Source organism: Campylobacter curvus (assembly GCF_013372125.1).
Taxonomy (GTDB): domain Bacteria; phylum Campylobacterota; class Campylobacteria; order Campylobacterales; family Campylobacteraceae; genus Campylobacter_A; species Campylobacter_A curvus.
The window spans coordinates 521,969-540,447 of sequence record NZ_CP053826.1 but is presented as its reverse complement, the minus strand read 5'-3'; the positions used below and the strand labels follow the sequence as shown (position 1 = coordinate 540,447).

17 protein-coding genes are annotated in these 18,479 nt (G+C 45.1%); 9 read left to right on the top strand and 8 right to left on the bottom strand.

Translation table 11 applies throughout. The annotated features are described in order from the left end of the window. Window positions 1–14: 14 nt before the first annotated feature. Complete coding sequence (locus CCVT_RS02590) at window positions 15–182, bottom strand: hypothetical protein (RefSeq protein ID WP_018136875.1); 168 nt, start codon at window positions 180–182, stop codon at window positions 15–17. Here CCVT_RS02590 and CCVT_RS02585 point away from each other — a divergent pair. The 4 genes from CCVT_RS02585 to CCVT_RS02570 are packed head-to-tail and all read left to right on the top strand — an operon-like array spanning window position 171 to window position 6,022. Beyond that, entirely contained in the window at window positions 171–617 is a 447-nt protein-coding gene (locus CCVT_RS02585; RefSeq protein ID WP_227898144.1) for a hypothetical protein, read from the top strand. The genes CCVT_RS02590 and CCVT_RS02585 overlap by 12 nt on opposite strands. Next, window positions 607–2,430, top strand: a complete 1,824-nt coding sequence (gene uvrC / locus CCVT_RS02580; protein WP_018136877.1) for an excinuclease ABC subunit UvrC — start codon at window positions 607–609, stop codon at window positions 2,428–2,430. The genes CCVT_RS02585 and uvrC overlap by 11 nt, the downstream gene beginning before the upstream one ends. Further along, on the top strand, window positions 2,417–3,160 hold the full coding sequence (locus CCVT_RS02575; RefSeq protein ID WP_018136878.1) for a hypothetical protein: 744 nt from the start codon (window positions 2,417–2,419) through the stop codon (window positions 3,158–3,160). Before uvrC ends, CCVT_RS02575 begins: the two co-directional genes overlap by 14 nt. Then, window positions 3,161–6,022, top strand: a complete 2,862-nt coding sequence (locus CCVT_RS02570; RefSeq protein WP_018136879.1) for an ATP-binding response regulator — start codon at window positions 3,161–3,163, stop codon at window positions 6,020–6,022. A gap of 253 nt (window positions 6,023–6,275) precedes the next feature. Here CCVT_RS02570 and dnaJ read toward each other — a convergent pair whose 3' ends face one another. After that, a complete protein-coding gene (gene dnaJ, locus CCVT_RS02565; RefSeq protein ID WP_018136881.1) occupies window positions 6,276–7,388 on the bottom strand; it encodes a molecular chaperone DnaJ in 1,113 nt (370 codons plus the stop codon). A 121-nt stretch (window positions 7,389–7,509) separates the two neighbouring features. Between dnaJ and CCVT_RS02560 the strand changes: the two genes are divergently transcribed. The 4 genes from CCVT_RS02560 to CCVT_RS02545 are packed head-to-tail and all read left to right on the top strand — an operon-like array spanning window position 7,510 to window position 10,571. Beyond that, on the top strand, window positions 7,510–8,181 hold the full coding sequence (locus CCVT_RS02560) for a response regulator transcription factor (protein WP_176308865.1): 672 nt from the start codon (window positions 7,510–7,512) through the stop codon (window positions 8,179–8,181). After that, the gene (locus tag CCVT_RS02555) at window positions 8,178–9,440 is read left to right on the top strand and encodes an ArsS family sensor histidine kinase (protein WP_018136882.1); all 1,263 of its coding nucleotides are present in this window, start codon (window positions 8,178–8,180) and stop codon (window positions 9,438–9,440) included. Before CCVT_RS02560 ends, CCVT_RS02555 begins: the two co-directional genes overlap by 4 nt. Beyond that, a complete protein-coding gene (recR, locus tag CCVT_RS02550; RefSeq protein WP_018136883.1) occupies window positions 9,437–10,009 on the top strand; it encodes a recombination mediator RecR in 573 nt (190 codons plus the stop codon). The genes CCVT_RS02555 and recR overlap by 4 nt, the downstream gene beginning before the upstream one ends. A gap of 1 nt (window position 10,010) precedes the next feature. Further along, on the top strand, window positions 10,011–10,571 hold the full coding sequence (locus CCVT_RS02545; RefSeq protein WP_018136884.1) for a hypothetical protein: 561 nt from the start codon (window positions 10,011–10,013) through the stop codon (window positions 10,569–10,571). 42 nt (window positions 10,572–10,613) lie between these two features. Here CCVT_RS02545 and pyk read toward each other — a convergent pair whose 3' ends face one another. Then, window positions 10,614–12,065: a pyruvate kinase gene (pyk, locus tag CCVT_RS02540; protein ID WP_018136885.1), complete on the bottom strand. Its 1,452-nt coding sequence runs from the start codon at window positions 12,063–12,065 to the stop codon at window positions 10,614–10,616. 354 nt (window positions 12,066–12,419) lie between these two features. Between pyk and CCVT_RS02535 the strand changes: the two genes are divergently transcribed. Continuing rightward, a complete protein-coding gene (locus CCVT_RS02535) occupies window positions 12,420–13,481 on the top strand; it encodes a TRAP transporter substrate-binding protein (protein ID WP_026175511.1) in 1,062 nt (353 codons plus the stop codon). 44 nt (window positions 13,482–13,525) lie between these two features. Here CCVT_RS02535 and CCVT_RS02530 read toward each other — a convergent pair whose 3' ends face one another. Genes CCVT_RS02530 through lysS form a run of 5 tightly spaced genes read right to left on the bottom strand, consistent with a single transcriptional unit; the run spans window position 13,526 to window position 18,475 of the window. After that, window positions 13,526–14,317 carry a shikimate dehydrogenase gene (locus CCVT_RS02530; protein WP_018136887.1) on the bottom strand — a complete coding sequence of 264 codons (792 nt, stop codon included), beginning with the start codon at window positions 14,315–14,317 and terminating at the stop codon, window positions 13,526–13,528. Further along, window positions 14,314–15,174, bottom strand: coding sequence for an SPOR domain-containing protein (locus tag CCVT_RS02525; protein ID WP_018136888.1), 861 nt, complete (start codon window positions 15,172–15,174; stop codon window positions 14,314–14,316). The genes CCVT_RS02530 and CCVT_RS02525 overlap by 4 nt, the downstream gene beginning before the upstream one ends. A gap of 9 nt (window positions 15,175–15,183) precedes the next feature. Next, window positions 15,184–15,726 carry a DUF1882 domain-containing protein gene (locus CCVT_RS02520; RefSeq protein WP_009650298.1) on the bottom strand — a complete coding sequence of 181 codons (543 nt, stop codon included), beginning with the start codon at window positions 15,724–15,726 and terminating at the stop codon, window positions 15,184–15,186. After that, a complete protein-coding gene (locus tag CCVT_RS02515) occupies window positions 15,726–16,970 on the bottom strand; it encodes a serine hydroxymethyltransferase (RefSeq protein ID WP_018136890.1) in 1,245 nt (414 codons plus the stop codon). The genes CCVT_RS02520 and CCVT_RS02515 overlap by 1 nt, the downstream gene beginning before the upstream one ends. Then, window positions 16,967–18,475: a lysine--tRNA ligase gene (gene lysS, locus CCVT_RS02510; protein WP_026175513.1), complete on the bottom strand. Its 1,509-nt coding sequence runs from the start codon at window positions 18,473–18,475 to the stop codon at window positions 16,967–16,969. The genes CCVT_RS02515 and lysS overlap by 4 nt, the downstream gene beginning before the upstream one ends. Between the last annotated feature and the right edge of the window lie 4 nt (window positions 18,476–18,479).

The following is an 18,479-nucleotide window of genomic DNA, read 5'->3' as shown; positions in this document are numbered from 1 at the left end:
TTAAATTTAGACCCCTAAAGATTGTTGATCTTCTCGACCTTTTTCTCTTTTTGCGGCTTCGTGCCTTCGTCATAAAACGGATCGTCCTTATACCCGCAGCCCGTAAAAACGATCATCGAGAAAATTAATACAAAAAATGCTAAAATCGCCCTATGAAAGACGCCAAATTTTTGATCGAACATATCTATGAAAATCCTTTGTTTAAAAAGTTGAAAAATGCAAACGAATGCCGCGAGCTCGTGTCTTTGATGAGTAAAGCGCATCAAAATTTGATAGCCTTTTGCTACGTCCGCACGAACGTGCTGTTTTTCGCGCTAAAGCACCCGCTAGCACTTCAAGAGCTTAAGCGCGATAGTAATATATTTATGATAAAAGGCTTATTAAGAGCTTTCGTGAGAGTCGATACCGCGAGCATATTCGCCCCTGTGAGCGAGGTAAAATTTTTCGTGAGCAATAGCCTGAAATTTAAGCCCCAAACGACGCAACCCGGCAAAATTTTACGTCCGAAGGCCAGAGGAGAGTTTGAAAATTTTGCACGAGATGAAATTTTGCACGAAAAATTTGAAGAGATAAGAGCGATAATAGTCGCTAGAAACGCGAAATTCAGTGCTGATTGACGAGATCAGGTCGCTACCTAGTTTAAGCGGCGTTTATCAGTATTTTGACAACCAAAACCGCCTGCTTTACGTCGGCAAGGCTAAAATTTTAAAAAATCGCGTCAAGAGCTATTTTAAATTTACGCCCGAACTGGCCGCGTCCGACAAGGTCAGCCCCCGCATAGCCAAGATGATAAGCGAGGCCGTGCATCTTGAATACATCGTGACCCCAAGCGAGGCCGACGCGCTGATACTTGAAAACTCCTTTATCAAGCAGCTAAAGCCAAAATACAACATCCTCCTGCGAGACGACAAGACTTATCCATATATTTTCATAAATTTAAACGACGAATTCCCGCGATTCGAGATCACCAGAAAAGTCGTCAAAGGCTCGAATATCCGCTATTTTGGGCCGTATTTTAGCGGAGCTGGCGAGCTACTGGAGGCACTTTATCTAAATTTCAACCTCGTTCAAAAAAGCTCTTGCGTCAAGGGCAAAAAGGCCTGTTTGTTCCACCAGCTGGGGCGCTGCTACGCTCCTTGCGAGGGAAAAATTTCAAAAGAAGACTACAACAAGATCGTGCAAGACGCCCTCGCCGCCCTTCAAAACCCAAACCTACTAATAGCCCGCCTCGAAGAGCTGATGCATAGCTACGCCAAGGCTGAAAATTTCGAGCAAGCCGCCGCTACGCGCGACAAGATAGAGACGCTAAAAAACATGCAGACAAAGGTCGAAGTGGATCTAGCAAAGCTCGAAGACTTCGAGGCTTACGCCGTAGTCAGTGACAAAAATATGCTTTGCGCGGTGCGTTTTAGCGTGCAAAATGGTAAGATAAACGGCGTAAAAACGACTATCGCAGGAGCAAAGGGCAGCACCGACGAGGATGTGAGCGAAGCGTATAGGCACATCATATTAGAGAGCTTCCCTGCGGGTCAGCCAGTCACCACGGGTAAAATTTATACCCTAAAAAGTTTTGAAGACGCGGGACTAGTAGAGCAGATACTAAATGAAAGACACAAGAGGAAATTTAGTATCGTCTCTCCAAAAATAGGCGATAAACGCAAAATTTGCGAGATAGCCGCCAAAAACGCGGAAGTGAGCATAAACAAATATTTAAAAACACACGACAACAAGCTACTTGAAGAGATCAAAGAGTATTTTTCCTTAACGCATACGCCCTATGTCATCGAAGCTTTTGACAACTCGCATCTTTTTGGCGAGGCAAACGTCGCTGCGATGATACGTTACTCGCAAGGAGAGTGGGACAAAAGCGGCTACAGGCACATGCACGTAAAGGCGAAAAACGACTACGAACAGATGAAAGAGAGCCTGATAGCTCGCGCTTTGCGCTTTGACAAGCTTAGCCCGCCCGATCTTTGGCTCATCGACGGAGGCGAGGCACTTTTGAATTTAGCCCGTGAAATTTTAGCCAGCTACGGAGCAAATGTCGATGTGATCGCCATCGCAAAAGAAAAGGTAGACGCCAAAGCTCACCGCGCAAAGGGCGAGGCGAAAGATAAAATTTACACGCCAAACGGCACATTTAGCCTAAGTCCGAACGACAAAAAGCTGCAATTTTTCCAAAAACTGCGCGACGAGAGCCACCGCTTCGTCATCAGCTTTCATAGGAAAACGCGCCAAAAAGAGGAGTTGCAAAGCTCGAAGCTATCGCGTCTTGGCATATCGCCCGGCAGCATAGCTAAATTAATCGGCTTTTATGGAAGTTTTGATAAAATCCACGAGGCCGACCTAGACGAGATCGCAAAGGTCACGAACAAAAGCGTAGCGCAAAAGCTCGCTATCATGAGAGGAGACGCAAATGATCGTTTATGATAAATTTTATAAAATTTCAGGCATGAGTAAAAGAGCGCTTGAAATTTTAAAATATAACGACGTAAACGACTTTCTATCGGCTCATAACGATCTTGACGAGATAGCGATGAACTACCAAAAAGATGAAAATTCAAGCTTTATGCAAAGCCTGCTAAATGACGCACGAGAGGGCATAAATTTAAGCCTAAAATCCAAAGACGGTCAAATACTGAGCGTAAAAGCCGTCCCAAATGAAATTTTGATGACGAACAAAGATAAAATTTACGAGCTGGAGCTGACGCTAAACGAGGAGATCCCAAAAGCCCTCGCAAACGACACCGCTAAAGAGCAGCCGATCTTGCGTATGCCTCTACTTTGGGGCAACGGCATGCAAAGATCCGGCGCAAAAGAGCAAGCCGTGCTCGACGATAAATGGTTCGAGCAAACGAGGGAATTTTTAAATTTAAACAGCGTGGACTTCGCATCGTATCTAGCGCTGCTCGCAAAAGGCGTGCAAAGCTACTTGATCGCACTTCAAAACGCCATCGTCGCAAGAGATAAACTAAGCATAAAAAAGATCGTCACGACGCTAAAAGAGCCCGCGACGAATCTACGAGTGAGCGCCCTCGTCAAGATCTACGACTCCTTAGAAAATAGCGACTCGATAGACTTCGCCGCATTCATCGCCGGCATAAACGAGCGCGTATACGAGCTAAACAAGCTCGCGAACAAATATCAAGGAAAGGCATAAATGAAGCTGCGAAACTATACGCTTTTACTCCCGATCCTCACCGTAGCCGCCATCAGCGCGTATATGAGCTATGAATTTTTAGGAGACATCGCCCTATCAAAGCACCTAAACAGCGATATAAACAAACATTTTTTACTCAAAAATACGACAAGAGCGGTCATTTTAGAGCATAAAGCAGAGCTTGATTACTCAAGCGATGCGTCTGCAGAAAATATGAGAATTTTAGAAAAAGATCGCGCATTTGCCGATAAGGTCGTGCTGGAGCTAAAAAATTCAGCCCAAAAATCAAACCAAACGGACGAACTCGTAAAAAAGATACAAAGCCTAAGGCAAAACTCCAAGCAAGAGCACCAACTATATATGAACTCGTTTTTTTACTTTTTCGAGCGTATAAACGCCGTGGTAGCCGGCGATCTTGCATTGATGGATAAAATTTCAGACCCTCAAAGCAAAATTTACATCACTACGCTAGATCTCATCCACTCTGATCTAAACGCCCTTAATGCGTCCTTGTATCACATCTCGCAGGCACTGCAAAACGGCGAAACGATAAGCGGTAAAAACGTCAAAAAAGATCTCGCTCCTATCAGCGCCGATACCTTTGGTGCGGGGCTACTGCCACAAGAGAGCAAGGCGCACATAAGCGAGCTACTTAGCGCCAAGCAAAGCGCCGACACACACGAGCTAAACGAGCTGCGCTCTAAGGTCTTTAGCGATGATGGATATGAAATTTCACAGCAAGATATGCTAGCACTTGATGCCCTTGAGCAAGAAAAATTCATGCTTTTGCTAGATATCTCTGACGTAGTCGCTAAGGATCTGCAAGCTAGAAACAATGTCTTTAGCACCCAGGCGTATTATAAATTTTCGCTTGCCGTGTTGATAACCTTTGGGCTGCTTTGTTGCGCTATTTTACTCGCTAAAAGGCTAAAAGAGCTTGAGAGTATAGGCTCTAAGATCAGATACGTCCAAGAGGAAATTTTAAAGCAAGAACGCTGCGACTACGCACAAACGCTGCAAAATTTCATAAATTTCAATAAAGAAATTTTAGGCAAATATGAGCGCATAGGCACGTTCAATAAAATAAAAAATAGCTATTTGATGCGCCTAAACAAGGCTTTAAAGTCAAAATACAAGCAAAATTTACAAAGCTTAGCCTTTTTACGAAAGACCTACGCCTCGAGCGATCAGATAAAGGCGATAGATATCTTGGAGGAAAACAGCGCGTCGGTATCGCTAAATTTTGAAAATATAAAAAATGTCATAGATATAGAAAATTCCGACCTTGAGCTAAACGTGGTGAATTTCGATCCGCAAATCACCTTTAAAAGCGTGCTGGAGTCCAAGATCTCAGATATGACTGACAAAAAAATAAACTTCGTAACCTACATAGACCCAAGCCTAAACAGCATGCTCGAAGGCGACGAGAGCAAGATAAAGACCGCCGTCTCAAACCTCATCATAGGCGCCCTATATCAATGCAATCCATACGCAAACATCATCGTAGAGATAAAAGATCAGACCAATAATGTGCAATCAGGCGTAACGAGCCTTTGTGTGAGCGTGAAAAACAACGCCGATGCGATGAGCAAGGAGCAAATAGACGCGCTTTTAGATGCGGATGAAGATCACGAAAAAAATGCAAACGAGCTTGAGCTTTACATAAATATCGCAAATATGTATCTAGGGCTCATGGATAGCCGCCTAGCCATCGACAGCACGCAAGGCGTGGGCAACGAATTTAGATTTGTCTTAAAGCTGGCTAGAAAAGAAAAGATCGAAATTTTGAGGTATGATAAAAAGCTAAAAATAGGCTTTGTCCTAGATGCAAATGCCGAATACAACGCATTTATCACCAAAATGTTAAACGATCTTGGTATAAAATTTGAAAGCATATCAAACCTCAAAAACCTAAGCGAACCACAAAAATACGACACGATCTTGATGCGCGAAAGCAAAAACGCGCCAAGCGGGCTTAAAAACCTAACCGTCATAAAAGACCCGCTCACGCCTATCCGCCTCCTACAAAAGCTCTCAAATAACGCATCACCCGGATATTCGCAAAAATTTATCATCACAAAGCCGCAGATCTTGATATGTAGCGCAAACGCCCTAAGCCTCGAGATGCTAGCATACGCCTTCGAGCTTTACAGCGTCGAGCTCACGCTAAAAAGCGGCTACGACGAGCTAGCTGACACACTAAAAAATAAGCATTTTGACCTGATCTTTACAGATATGTCGCTTTGCAAAGACGATATAACGCACTTTGCGAATAAATTTAAAAAACTAAAACACACGACGCAAAATGCGCAAACCAAGACGATCGGCATCGTATCAAACACTAGTGACGTCTCGATGCAGCAAGTGATGGAAAATTTCGATGAGTGCGTCAAAAAGCCGATCGATACGCGGGCTTTGACACCGATTTTAGACAAATTCATACCAAATTTTAAAAATTTCATCATCAGAGAGTGTGTCCTCATAAAAAACGAGGATATCATACTTTGCAAAAAGAGCGACATCGAAAATAAAATTTTCGGTGCGGCACTCGGAGAATTTAGTAAAAATTTAAGCGTAGCAAAGGGGTTTAGCGATCTGGTCTCAAAGATGAACAAAAAGCCCTTTGGGCTGATATTAGTCGATGAGAGTGTAGCGGACTTTGACATGGACGCGCTTTTAGGCATAGTGGAGACGTTTAGGGAGCGCTTTAGCGTCGATGCCAGGATGCTTGTTTTTAGCGATAAGTCGTATCAAAGCCACGCAAAAAGCTATATAAAGGCGCTTTCACCGCATATCAGCAAGATCGAGCTGGCAAACGTCATCAAAAACGAGCTGAACGATATGGGAAAAGCGCAGTCGTGATAAGCGAAGTTAAGCTTATAGCGCGTTTTGCTACGAAACTGCTTATTAAAAGCCGCGAGTGTAGTGTTGCAAAAAATCGCGATCAGTCTTACGGCTTTCCTGATTTTTAGAGGATGTCTTACTCACAAATTACGAGCAGAGCGTTGCAAAGAAAGTGTCGCCGCTCATTTATGAATGAACCGAAATTTCATCACAAGCGAATAACGAATAACCACAAAGCAGTAGCCAAGACCAATGCTACTAAAACACAAATTTAGCCCTTAAACCAGTTTTTTATCTTGTCAAAAACACTCTCGTTGCCGCCCACGCTCGAGCCGCTTTTTACCTCGAAGCTATCTTGAAGTTTTTTTAGCAGCTCCTCTTGCTCTGCGGTCAGTTTTTTAGGGTTTTGTATGGAAATTTGCACGATGAGCCTACCGATATGCTTTGAATTCACACCCTTCACGCCCTCGTTTTCAAAAATGAACTGCTGTTTGTCTTTTGCACCGATTGGCAGCTTTAGCTCGGTTTTGCCGCGAAGCGTAGGTATCGTTATGCTCTCTCCAAGCACCGCTTGCGTGAAAAATACCGGGATCTCGATATATACATCGTCGTTATGACGGACGAAATACTCGTCCTCTTTGACGCTTATACTCACGTAAAGATCGCCCACATCGCCGCGAGGACTCACATTGCCCTTGCCGGCTATTCGCATACGCATACCGCTATCCACACCTTCGGGGATGTTTATTTTTAGGCTTTGCTCCTCTTCTTGATAGCCACTAGTGCCGCAAGTCGGGCATTTCTCCGCTGCGACCTCACCGGTGCCGTTACAATACGGACACTCCTGCACGATGCTCATAAAGCCGTTTCCGCGTGAAATTTGCCCTCTACCGCCGCAGTGTTTGCAGGTTTGTTTTTTGCCGTCTTTGCTGCCGGTACCGTGACAGTCGGGGCATGGCGTCTTGTGCGAGTATTTTATCTCTTTCTCGCAGCCAAAGACCGCCTCGTGAAATTCTATCGTTATCGGGATCTCAAGATCTACCGAGTATTTGTCTGCGCTTTTACGCCTACCGCCGCTCCTGCCTGCAAAATCCCCAAAGAACGAGCTAAATATATCCGAGATGTCAAAATCAGCGCCAAATCCGCCAAATCCAGATGCGCCGCTTAATCCCTCTTTGCCGTATCTGTCGTAAATTTCACGCTTTTTGTCGTCGCTTAAAACTTGATACGCTTCATTTACCAGCTTAAATTTATCTTCCGCCTCTTTATTTCCGGCGTTTCTATCGGGGTGGTATTTTAGCGCCAGCTTTCTATACGCCTTTTTTATCTCATCGCCGCTGGCATTTTTGGATATCTCTAAAATTTCGTAATAATCGACTTCCACAACATTTCCTATCTAAGCTTATTTTAAATTTGACGATTTTATCCAAATTTTTATAAATTTAGAAAAAAATTTAACATTTTAGCGTATAATCACAGCCTAATCAAACAATAAAGGATACATTATGATTAACGTTTTAATGATAGAAGACGACCCGGAATTCGCTCAAATTCTGGCTGAATATCTTGATAGCTTTAATATAAAAGTAACAAATTTTGAAGACCCTTATTTAGGACTAAGCGCAGGCATCAAAAATTTCGACCTACTGATACTAGACCTCACTCTTCCTGGCATCGATGGACTTGAGGTTTGCAAGGAAATACGCCAAAAATACGATATCCCTATCATCATAAGCTCCGCACGCTCCGATATCAGCGACAAGGTCGTAGGGCTTCATCTAGGAGCGGATGATTATCTACCAAAACCATACGATCCAAAAGAGATGTATGCGCGTATCAAGAGTCTGATACGCCGCTACAAAAAGACCAACGAAGTACAAGAAGAGGTCGTAGACAGCGCCTTTAGGATAGACGAGAAGCGCCATGAAATTTACTTTAACAACGAGTCTTTGACGCTGACTCCGGCAGAGTATGAAATTTTGACATATCTCATCAAGCAGCACAGCTTTTCGGTATCTCGCGAGCAGCTGGTCTATAACTGCAAGAGCCTGAAAGACAAGGACTCAAAAAGCCTTGATGTCATCATCGGACGTCTGCGCACAAAAATCGGCGACAGCTCAAAAGCGCCAAAACATATATTTTCCGTAAGAGGTATAGGATATAAACTCATCGGATGAAATACTCCATCACGACCAAGATCACTATCATATTTGCGATGGCGTTCTCGCTGATGTGTTTGCTTTTCGTAACGTTTGCAAATATACAGCGAGAAAGCGCGCTGGAAAAGCTACGCGACAAACAACTAAGCGCGATGAACTATCTTTTGGCACTTTACGAAAGAGCCAATCCCCCAAGAGATTTGGAGCACTACTTTAAAAATTTCGGTCTTGAATACGTCGGAAATAAAAATTTAGCCACCTCGGTCGCAAACAGCGGCAGCCCGATCTTTACTAAGCACACGCCCCTTGGGATAGTGCAGTCGATGAACTACAAGGACGATCTTTACTTGCTCATAAAAAATTCCTCGTTTCAGTTGCTGCTTGAAAGCAACGAAGCCAGACATGTGAACGACCCGCTGTGGGTCGCGTTTTTGATCGTATCGGCACTACTCATCTCGCTTTACGTTTCGGTGCTAAAAAGTCTCTTGCCGCTTAGGAAACTCAGCAAAGACATCAGGAAATTTGCCGGTGGTAACTTGGACGTCGTCATCACTACCAAATCAAGCGAAAACGTACAAGACGAGATCGGGCAAGTCGCGATGGAATTTGACAACGCAGTTTGCAAGATCCGCGATCTCATACGCTCCAGACAGCTCTTTTTAAGAGCTATCATGCACGAGCTGAAAACCCCTATCGGCAAGGGTCGCATAGTCTCCGAGATGGTCGCGAACGATACGCAAAAGATGCGCCTCATAAACGTTTTCGAGCGGCTTGAGATGCTGATAAACGAATTTAGCAAGGTCGAGCAGCTACTATCTAAAAGCTACGCGATAAACTACCAAGAGTGCCACTTTTCGCTCATTTTAGAGCAAGTCCAAGACATGCTTATGCTAGATCGCTTCGAGGAGCGCGTGACCTGTGATATAAAGGACGATGTGCTTTTACGAGTGGATTTTCAGCTTTTTAGCCTCGCGATCAAAAATTTGATAGACAACGCCCTAAAATACGCCGACGATAAAAAAGCGATCTTGGTTTGCGACAGCGACTTCATCGTCATTAAAAATTTAGGCAAAAGGCTCGAGCATCCGATAGATCACTATAAGCAAGCCTTCGTTAGAGGCGAGAAGACCACCGTCGGCAGCGGCATGGGACTTGGACTATACATCATCGAGCAGATTTGCCAAATGCAAAAATTTGATCTTTTATACGAGTATGACGGCGGCTATCACTGCTTTAAGATCAGCCTGCACGCTCAAAAAAAGCTGGCTAAATCATGAGAAAAGGGCTAGAAAAATTCAACGAGCTAGTCGATGCTTTTGGCAAGCTTCCCGGCGTAGGTAAAAAATCAGCCGCCAGGTTTGCCTACTTTGTAAGCATGCAAGATAGCTTCGCAGGGCTCAGGCTGGCTCAGTGCATCGAGGATGCGGCTAGGTTTATAAAGCGATGCGAGCGATGCGGCGGGCTTAGCGAAAATGAAATTTGCGACATTTGCGCCGACGAAGCGCGAGATAAAAGCATGATAGCCATCGTCGAAAGCCCTAGAGATATCTTGGTTTTCGAGCAAAACGGGATCTACGAAGGGCTTTATTTCGTGCTTGACGAGATAGATGATGGCGCTATAAATAGGCTAAAAAGCATGATCGAGCTAAACAAAGCCACAGAGATCATCTTTGCCTTTACGCCGAGCCTTAACACCGATGCCTTGATGCTTTACGTCGAAGATAAGCTTGGCATGAGCGAGCTGAAATTTAGCAAGATCGCCCAAGGCGTGCCTACCGGAGTCAGCCTCGAAAATGTCGATATGCTCTCGCTTTTAAAAGCGCTTGAGAGCCGCACTAAGGCTTAAAATGCTAGGCGATGAAAATTTAAAAGAGTGCTTTTCAAATTTAAATACTCGCTTGGTCTCTCAAAAAGAGATAGAAAATTTTATGCTGAATTTACTTCAAAACTACGTTTTTGTGGTGTCCGGTAAGGAATTTGTCTTTGCCGAGATAGAGGCTTATTTTACCAGGAGCGACAAAAATACATTCAAAAGAGTCTCGCAAGCAGGCGAGATATTTTTTCATAATTTTGGCTTTGATATATCGTTTGAAAGCTCGCTTGAGAGTAGCGGCGGCATCTTGGTGCGAAGTCTAGGGGAGCTAAAAAACGCGAAATTTATCACAGGGCCAAGAAAATGTATGAGCGAAATTTTAAATTTAAAGACGCAAAGCCTAAATTTTTCGCTAAGACATGCGGCAAACATCCAAAAAGCTGCAGGCTTTACGGAGAGGATCCGCAAGCACTCGCAAACCGAGCCGCCAAACGAACCGCGAAGGCTCATCAGCGCGGCGTTTGAAAAATATCTTTTGCAAGATAGCAAAGAAGCGCACGAATACAAAAAATCTCTAAGCAGGTATCTGGCTTAAATTTCGCCACGATAATCAGCCAAATTTCCCACCAAAGCCATTTTAAGCAAGTGCGGCGTTTAGGTAATAATCAAGCTGATCGCGCCTTAAAATTCTAATTAGATTCGTGCTGCCTTCAAGTCCGGTCGGGTATCCAGCCGTGATGAGATAGGTCTTATCGTGCTTGACAAATCCCGCGTCAAAGGCCTCTTTCACGACATTTGCAAGCAGGATGTTGAGCCTGGTTTTTTCGATTACGAGTGCCGGAGTGACGCCCCATGCCAGTGTCAGCGAGTGCGCCGTCTGCTCATCGTGTGCGATAGCGATTATATCGATGTTTGTGCGGTTTCTAGCCAGCTTGATGGCTGATTTTCCAGACCCTGTTATGGACAAAAACGCATCCGCCTTTATGCGCACGGCCAGGCTGGCTGCGCTCGATGCGACCATGTCGGTTTCGTCAAAAAATTCAAATTCGTCAAATTTGTTGTAAGGATAGATGCCTTGCGTCTGCACGATCGTCTTACTCATCGCCTCCACGACTGCGACAGGGTTTTTGCCGATGGCGCTCTCCTCGCTTAGCATCACAGCGTCAGTACCGTCTAACACGGCATTTGCCACGTCGCTTATCTCGGCTCTAGTCGCAGTCTCGTGCTCAGCCATACTAAGCATCATCTGTGTCGCCGTGATCACGGGCTTGCTTGCGGCGTTGGCCTTTTTGATGATCAGCTTTTGGATAGTCGGCACTCTGTAAAACGGCACCTCTATGCCAAGATCGCCTCGAGCGACCATCACGCCGTCGCTTTGCTTGATTATCTCGTCGATGTTCTCGACCGCGTCAAATTTCTCTATCTTTGAAAGCACACTTGCGCGAGAACCAAGCTCTTTTAGGATATTTTTTGCCTTTATAACGTCGTTTGCGTTTTGCACAAAGCTAATAGCGACGAAATTTACCCCCTCTTTGGCGCCAAATTTCATATCCTCTTTATCTTTTTGCGTGATGATCTCGATACCCAGGGCCGTATTTGGGAAATTTACGCCTTTGTTCGAGTTTAAAACGCCATCGTTTTGTATCTGCGCCTTTACCATCTCCTCTCCCGCCTCTACGATCTTAGCGCGTATCGAACCGTCATAAAGGTAGATGTGCTCGCCCTCTTTTAAAAGTGGCAAAATTTGAGGCTGGTTGATGCAGGCGGTGTAATGCCCCGGTGCGACTTTGGAGCCGGTGATATTTTTGGCATAGACATCGAGCCTGTCGCCGGTTTTTAGCTCGAAAGGAGCTTCGAGAGCGCCTATCCTGATCTTTGGGCCGCAGATGTCTTGGAGTATGCCGATACGCACGTTTAGTCTCTTTTCGATGTTGCGGATCTTATCAATGTTTGATTTATGATATTCGTGAGTACCGTGGCTGAAATTTAGGCGAAATACGTTCACTCCGGCCTTTACCATGCGCTCCATCGTCTCTTCGTCGTCGCTGGCAGGCCCTAGAGTGGCTACTATTTTTGTCTTTTTTATCATCTTTGCTCCTTTTTTGAGCTTAAAATTTCGTGGATTATAGCACATTTTGAAGCGTTGTCATTTTGAGGGGATTTTGATACAAATATGTTGAAATTTTGATATTTTGGGCGCAAGGGTGTTAAATTTTGGCTATAATAGCCCAAATTTTAAGGCTCTGTTACAATATTTCATTGATTTTCAGTTTTTAAAGCGAAGTCAAACCTTGTGAAGCGACGCTATCGCCGCCGATTTACAGGGAAGCGGTAGCTGACCGCGTAAATCGTGCTATATGTTCGGCGCTTTGCGGAGCGAACAGGGTTTGCGAAGCAAATGTCAATGATTTATTATAACAGAGCTAATTTTAAAGGAGAGAAAATGAACAAATTTCTGGTGGCATCGCTTGGGTTGCTCGCGTGTGCGTCGCTTGCTATGAGCGCGGACAGTAAAGTTTATAAGCTAAAACTAGCTAGCTCATGGGAGAGCACGATGCCGGTGCTTGGCGAAGTGCCAAAGGAGCTAAAGGATCGCGTCGAAAAGATGAGTGACGGACGTATCGAGATCAGGATAGACTACCCGTCAAAACACAAATCGCCTTTCGCGCTGCTTGACTTTACAAAGAGCGGTCAATACGACATCGGATACACGACTAGCTATTATTACAAGGGCAAAGACGCAAAGATGATGTTTTTTACAGCGACGCCTTTTATGATGAATACTGCCGAGCAGACTGCATGGTATGAATTTGGCGGCGGCAAAGAGCTTGAGGCGAAGGTATTTGATCCGTATAATATCAAAATTTTTAGAGCCGGCAACACCGGTACTCAAATGGGTGGCTGGTTCAAAAAAGAGATAAAAACCGTCGATGACCTTAAGGGCTTGAAAATAAGAATCCCAGGCTTTGGCGGTGAAATTTACGCAAAGCTTGGCGCAAATATCAACACTATATCGACCGGCGAGCTATATATGGCCCTTGAAATGGGCACGATAGACGCGGTAGAATGGGTCAGTCCGGCATATGATATGGCGCTTGGCTTTCACAGGGTCGCGAAATACTACTATACCGGCTGGCAAGAACCTACAGGCGAGACACATTTTTTTGTGAACAAAAAAGCTTACGAGAAATTACCGACTGATTTGCAAGCGATATTTGAGTCCGCAGCAGCCGATGTAGCACAAATGGTAAATACAAAAGTCTTTTTCGCAAATACGCAGTATTGGGCCAAGATGAAGAGCGAATACCCCGATATCGAGGTGAAGTCCTTCCCGCCTGAGGTAATGGCTGCGCTTAAAAAGGCGACAAACGAGCTGCTAGACGAGGAGAGTGCGAAAGATCCGCTATTTAAAGAGATCATAGACTCTCAAAGGGCCTTCATGAAAATGGCTCGCGAATGGACGAAAATGTCCGACTACGCTTACATCAAAACGAGCGAAGAGTAAAATTTATTCCGACTCGGCTTCGGGTCGGAATTTTCTCATCCTCATCATAACTTAAAAATTTCACGCATAGATTTTTCTATTTTGGCCTCGTCAAGGCTGGAGTCATAAAATAAATTTAGCGCCAATACCGCCTGAAAAAGCAGCATATCCGCGCCATTTTTGCATGTGAGGTTGTTTGCTTGGGCTAGATTTAAAAAGGCGGTGGATTGATTATAGATCACGTCAAAGGCGAAATTTGACTGCTTTATCACCGGCTCTAAAATTTCGATTGGAGCAGGAAGCGAGTCGTCTCTTAGCCCTGCCGAAGTAGAATTTACGATGAGATCGTAGCCTTTTACCTTAAAATCATCCCAGCAATAGCACTCGAATTCTTTATCGAAAGCGGCTAGTCGCTCTTTGCTGCGGTTGATGAGAGTAACCTCGGTATCGTTATCTTTTAATGCGTGAGATAGTGCTTTTGCCGTACCTCCTGCGCCTATGACGAGCGCCGTTTTTATCTTGCCAAATGGTACTATGGCGCGCATAAAGCCCGGTGCGTCGGTATTATAGGCTAAAATTTTATCGTTTTTTAAAACTAGAGTATTTGCAGAGCCCGATCTCATAGCGATTTGCGATGCCTCATCGGCAAGCTTTAGGGCGTATTCTTTGTGAGGGATGGTCACGTTCGCGCCGTCTAGCTTGAGAGCTCTAAATTTTGATATGAGTTTGCTTCCGTCCTCCAGCAAAACCCTGGTATAAAGCGCGTCAAGACCGAGATCTTGCAGCGCTTTATTGTGTAGTCTAGGTGAGATAGAGTGCTCGACCGGGTTTCCAAAGACCGCAAAAGTTTGCATCATTTTACCCTAAAGATAAATGCATCCTTATTTACGTCTTTGCGGATATCGTTCAAAGTCGTTTGTAAATTTTTATCGTCGAAAGGTCCGACTAAAATTTTAGTGACTTCGCCCACTTTTAGCGTATGGTAGCTATATCCTTTGGCCTGGATCTTCTTTATATAGTCCGCATTTGGATTAAATTTACCAGTCGCAAAGACTTGAACGTAAGCGCCTTTTGAAGCGGCACCTTTAGGTGCGGCGGCTGTCGTGGCAGGCTTGCTGGCTTGCTTTGTAGCGGCTGGCTTCTCGGCTTTTTGCTCTGCCAGCTTTTTATCACTAGCCGCTTGCGCCTTAGGCTTAGCTTCCGCTCCGGCTTGTGGCTTGGTGTCAGGCTTCGCTACTGCGGCAGGCTTTTCTTCTTTAGGCTTGGCTTCTGTCGTAGCAGGCAGTGGCTCTTTCGTATCCGTTTTAACGGTAGTTTTACCACCCTCTTTGTCTTTTAGCTTTTTGATCATATCCTCAAAGTCGTCTTGTTGCTTATTTTCAGGTACTATCGGTACTTGCTCAAATAGCTGACCGTCACCCTTTTTATCATCCGCTTGTGTGAGTGGAGGCTGCGCGACGGAGTTGTTGTCCTGAGAGGCCAATTGATTATTTGAGGCTGGCTGCTCGATAGGCACAGGCGGCAAGGCAAGCCTTGAGTCGTTATCCGCTTGAGATTGAGCCGAGTCACTTGAGTTTAAAATTTTCATCGCGACTATGATCACTAAAAACAATATGACAAGCGCGGCGATAAACATCAAAAGCTTCTTTATCTTCGCGTTTTTAGCCTCGTCATCTCTATCTAAAAGTATATCTTTTAACTCTTCGTTTTCCATTTTCGCTCCTTACATATATTTTGACCAACTAGCGCCACGCTCCTTTTGGTAAAGCTTATATGGCAGGGTTAGGATATTAAATTCCTTAGGCATATCCATCGTAGGAAACATCCTCCACTCTTTGGCTAGACGCTGAGAGAGCTTCATACTTAGCATGTTTGCCAGCTGATAGGCCTCGTTTAGCGTCGTATGCCCTTTGTGGATATAAAGATGCAAATGCCCGGACGTCTTGCTCTCATACGCCGTAAAATTTATATACCCCTCTTCTCTAAGCAAAAGCTGTGCCCTATGCCAAAACCTCTCCGGCGTCCTGCCATTATAGTCAAAAACGATATTTTCGACCTTGTCGCCGGGCAAGATGAGTGAGTGCGCGACCGTGATCTTGCCCTCCTCATGCTCCTTGATGACGCTATAATTTAGCGGTTCGTCGATCCTTTCAAATTTATTGAAAAATGTCTTGCCCTTATACTCGATCTTGCTGACGATATTGTCACGCTTGATCCAGTAGTGGCTGGTGTTTATCTTTATGAGCGCAGTATCTATGCTTTGCATCAAAAAGTCGCTCTATCATAAATGATAAATTTATGCGCAAGCTCCTTTAGCTCGGCTTTTATCTTCTTTTGAAGCTCGGCGTTGTTGATGTCGCTTAGCACGTCGGCTATCTTGTTTGCGATGATCTCAAATTCCGCTTCTTTCATACCACGAGCCGTTAGTGCGGGACTGCCTACGCGGATACCGCTTGTCACGAACGGACTTCGCTTCTCGCCCGGGACGGTGTTTTTATTTACCGTGATGCCGGCGTTGCCAAGTGCGATGTCAGCGTCTTTTCCGCTAAATTCTCTATTTAAAAAGCTCATCAAAATGAGGTGATTATCAGTGCCGCCGCTAACTAGATCAAACCCACGAGAGATCAAAATTTCGCCCAACTTTTTGGCGTTTGCCTTGACCTGCTTTGCGTAAATTTTCCACTCCGGGCTTAGATTGTGCTTAAAGCCCACCGCCTTTGCAGCGATGACATGCACGAGCGGTCCGCCTTGGATACCCGGAAATATCGAAGCGTTTATCTTTTTAGCGTATTCTTCGTTATTTGTCATGATTATGCCTCCGCGCGGTCCGCGAAGCGTTTTATGCGTAGTCGAGCTCACCACGTCGCAGTGAGGGAAAGGATTTTGATGCTCACCCGCCACTACAAGCCCCGCGATGTGCGCCACGTCCGCAAAGAGCAAAGCTCCGACCTCATCGGCGATGGCTCTAAATTTATCAAATTCTATCTCGCGTGTGTATGCGCTCGCACCGCAGACGATCATCTTTGGCTTCACGATCTTTGCGATGTCTAGGACGCGCTCGTAGTTTATGCGTCCGTCAAGCTCCACGCCATAAAAAAAGCTCTCGTAAATTTTACCCGAGCTGCTGACCTTCGCACCATGCGTGAGGTGTCCGCCGTGGCTTAGATCCATGCCTAAAATTTTATCGCCAGGATTTAGTAGCGCACCATAAACGCCTTGATTCGCCTGTGAGCCCGAATTTGGCTGCACGTTTGCAAATTCGCAGCCAAAAAGCTGCTTGCACCTATCAATCGCTAGCTGCTCGATGCCATCGACGTATTCGCAACCGCCATAGTAGCGTTTGCCCGGATAGCCTTCGGCGTATTTGTTTGTGAGGATCGAGCCCATGACCTCCATGACCTCGGGGTAGGTAAAATTTTCACTCGCTATCATTTCTAGGTGATCGCACTGGCGTTTTAGCTCTAAATTTACCAGATCAAAAATTTCTTTATCGTAGCTTTGCAAACTCATTTTTCATTCTCCTTTATTTCACTTTTTAGCGGGCGCATCGCAGGGAAAAGCACCACGTCGCGGATAGATTTTTTATTTGTTAGTAGCATCACGAGGCGGTCTATGCCGATACCCTCGCCCGCAGTCGGTGGCATCGCGTATCCAAGGGCTCTGACGTAGTCCTCGTCCATCTCGTGCGCTTCATCATCACCTGCATTTTTAGCCTCGATCTGCGCGGCAAAGCGGTTATACTGATCAACTGGGTCGTTTAACTCGTTAAAGCCGTTTGCCAGCTCGCGTCCGGCGATAAACAGCTCAAATCTCTCGGCTATTTCAGGGTTTTTGTCGCTCCTTCTTGAAAGCGGGCTGATCGAGATCGGATAGTCGATGATGAAGGTCGGATCTATGAGCTTTTCTTCGACATAGTTATCAAAAAGCTCGGCTTGCAAATGCCCAAGATCGAGCTTTGCATTCGCTTCAAAGCCGTCCGCTTTAAGCTTGGCTAAAATTTTATCTTTATCCTCGATGATCTGCGGATCTAGTCCGCCCACCTCGACGAGTGCTTTTTTGTAGTTTAGCCTCGCAAACGGCTTACTAAAATCAACCTGCATACCGTCAAATTCAATGATCTTTGGCAGATCAAGCTTATCGATGAGCACATTAAATAGCTCCTCTGTTAGCCCCATTAGATCGTGATATGTGTGATACGCCCAGTAAAATTCTATGCTTGTAAATTCGGGATTGTGCGTTAGATCCATACCCTCGTTTCTAAAATTTCTATTCATGTCATAAACGGCTTCAAAACCGCCCACGATGAGGCGTTTTAGATAAAGTTCGGGCGCGATACGAAGGTATCTATTGACACCAAGTGCGTTGTGAAAGGTGACAAACGGCTTAGCGTTCGCACCGCCGGCGATCGGGTGCATCATCGGCGTCTCGACCTCTAAAAAGCCCTTCTCTTCGATAAATCGGCGTATGGTGCTGATGATGATGGAGCGCTTTTTAAAGTCGCTTCTAACCTCGGGGTTCATGATAAGGTCTAGGTATCTTTGTCGGTAGCGAGTCTCGATATCCACGAGCCCGTGAAATTTCTCAGGCAAAGGCGAGATCGCTTTGGAGGCTAAATTTAGCTCGCTAACGTGCATCGAAAACTCGCCCGTCCTCGTGACGAAAGCATAGCCGCGCACATAGATGATGTCGCCGACCTCGATGTTTTTCTTTACGACCTTAAACCATTCCGGATCAAGCGTCTTGTTGCTAAAATAAATTTGTAAATTTCCGTTTTCGTCCTCGATATTTGCAAATATCGCTTTGCCGGCGTCTCTGATGAGCTTTATACGACCGGCGAGACTCACATACTGCCCCTCGGCTTTTTTGTCTTCGGTATTTATGATGTGAGCGAATTTGAGCCTAAATTTTGCTATATCCATATCGCGTCTTAGAAAGTGCGGGTATGGATTTACGCCCATTTTTCTTAAATTTTCAGCTGTTTCAAGCCTTTGGATTTCTAGTTGGTTGTCAAATATCACT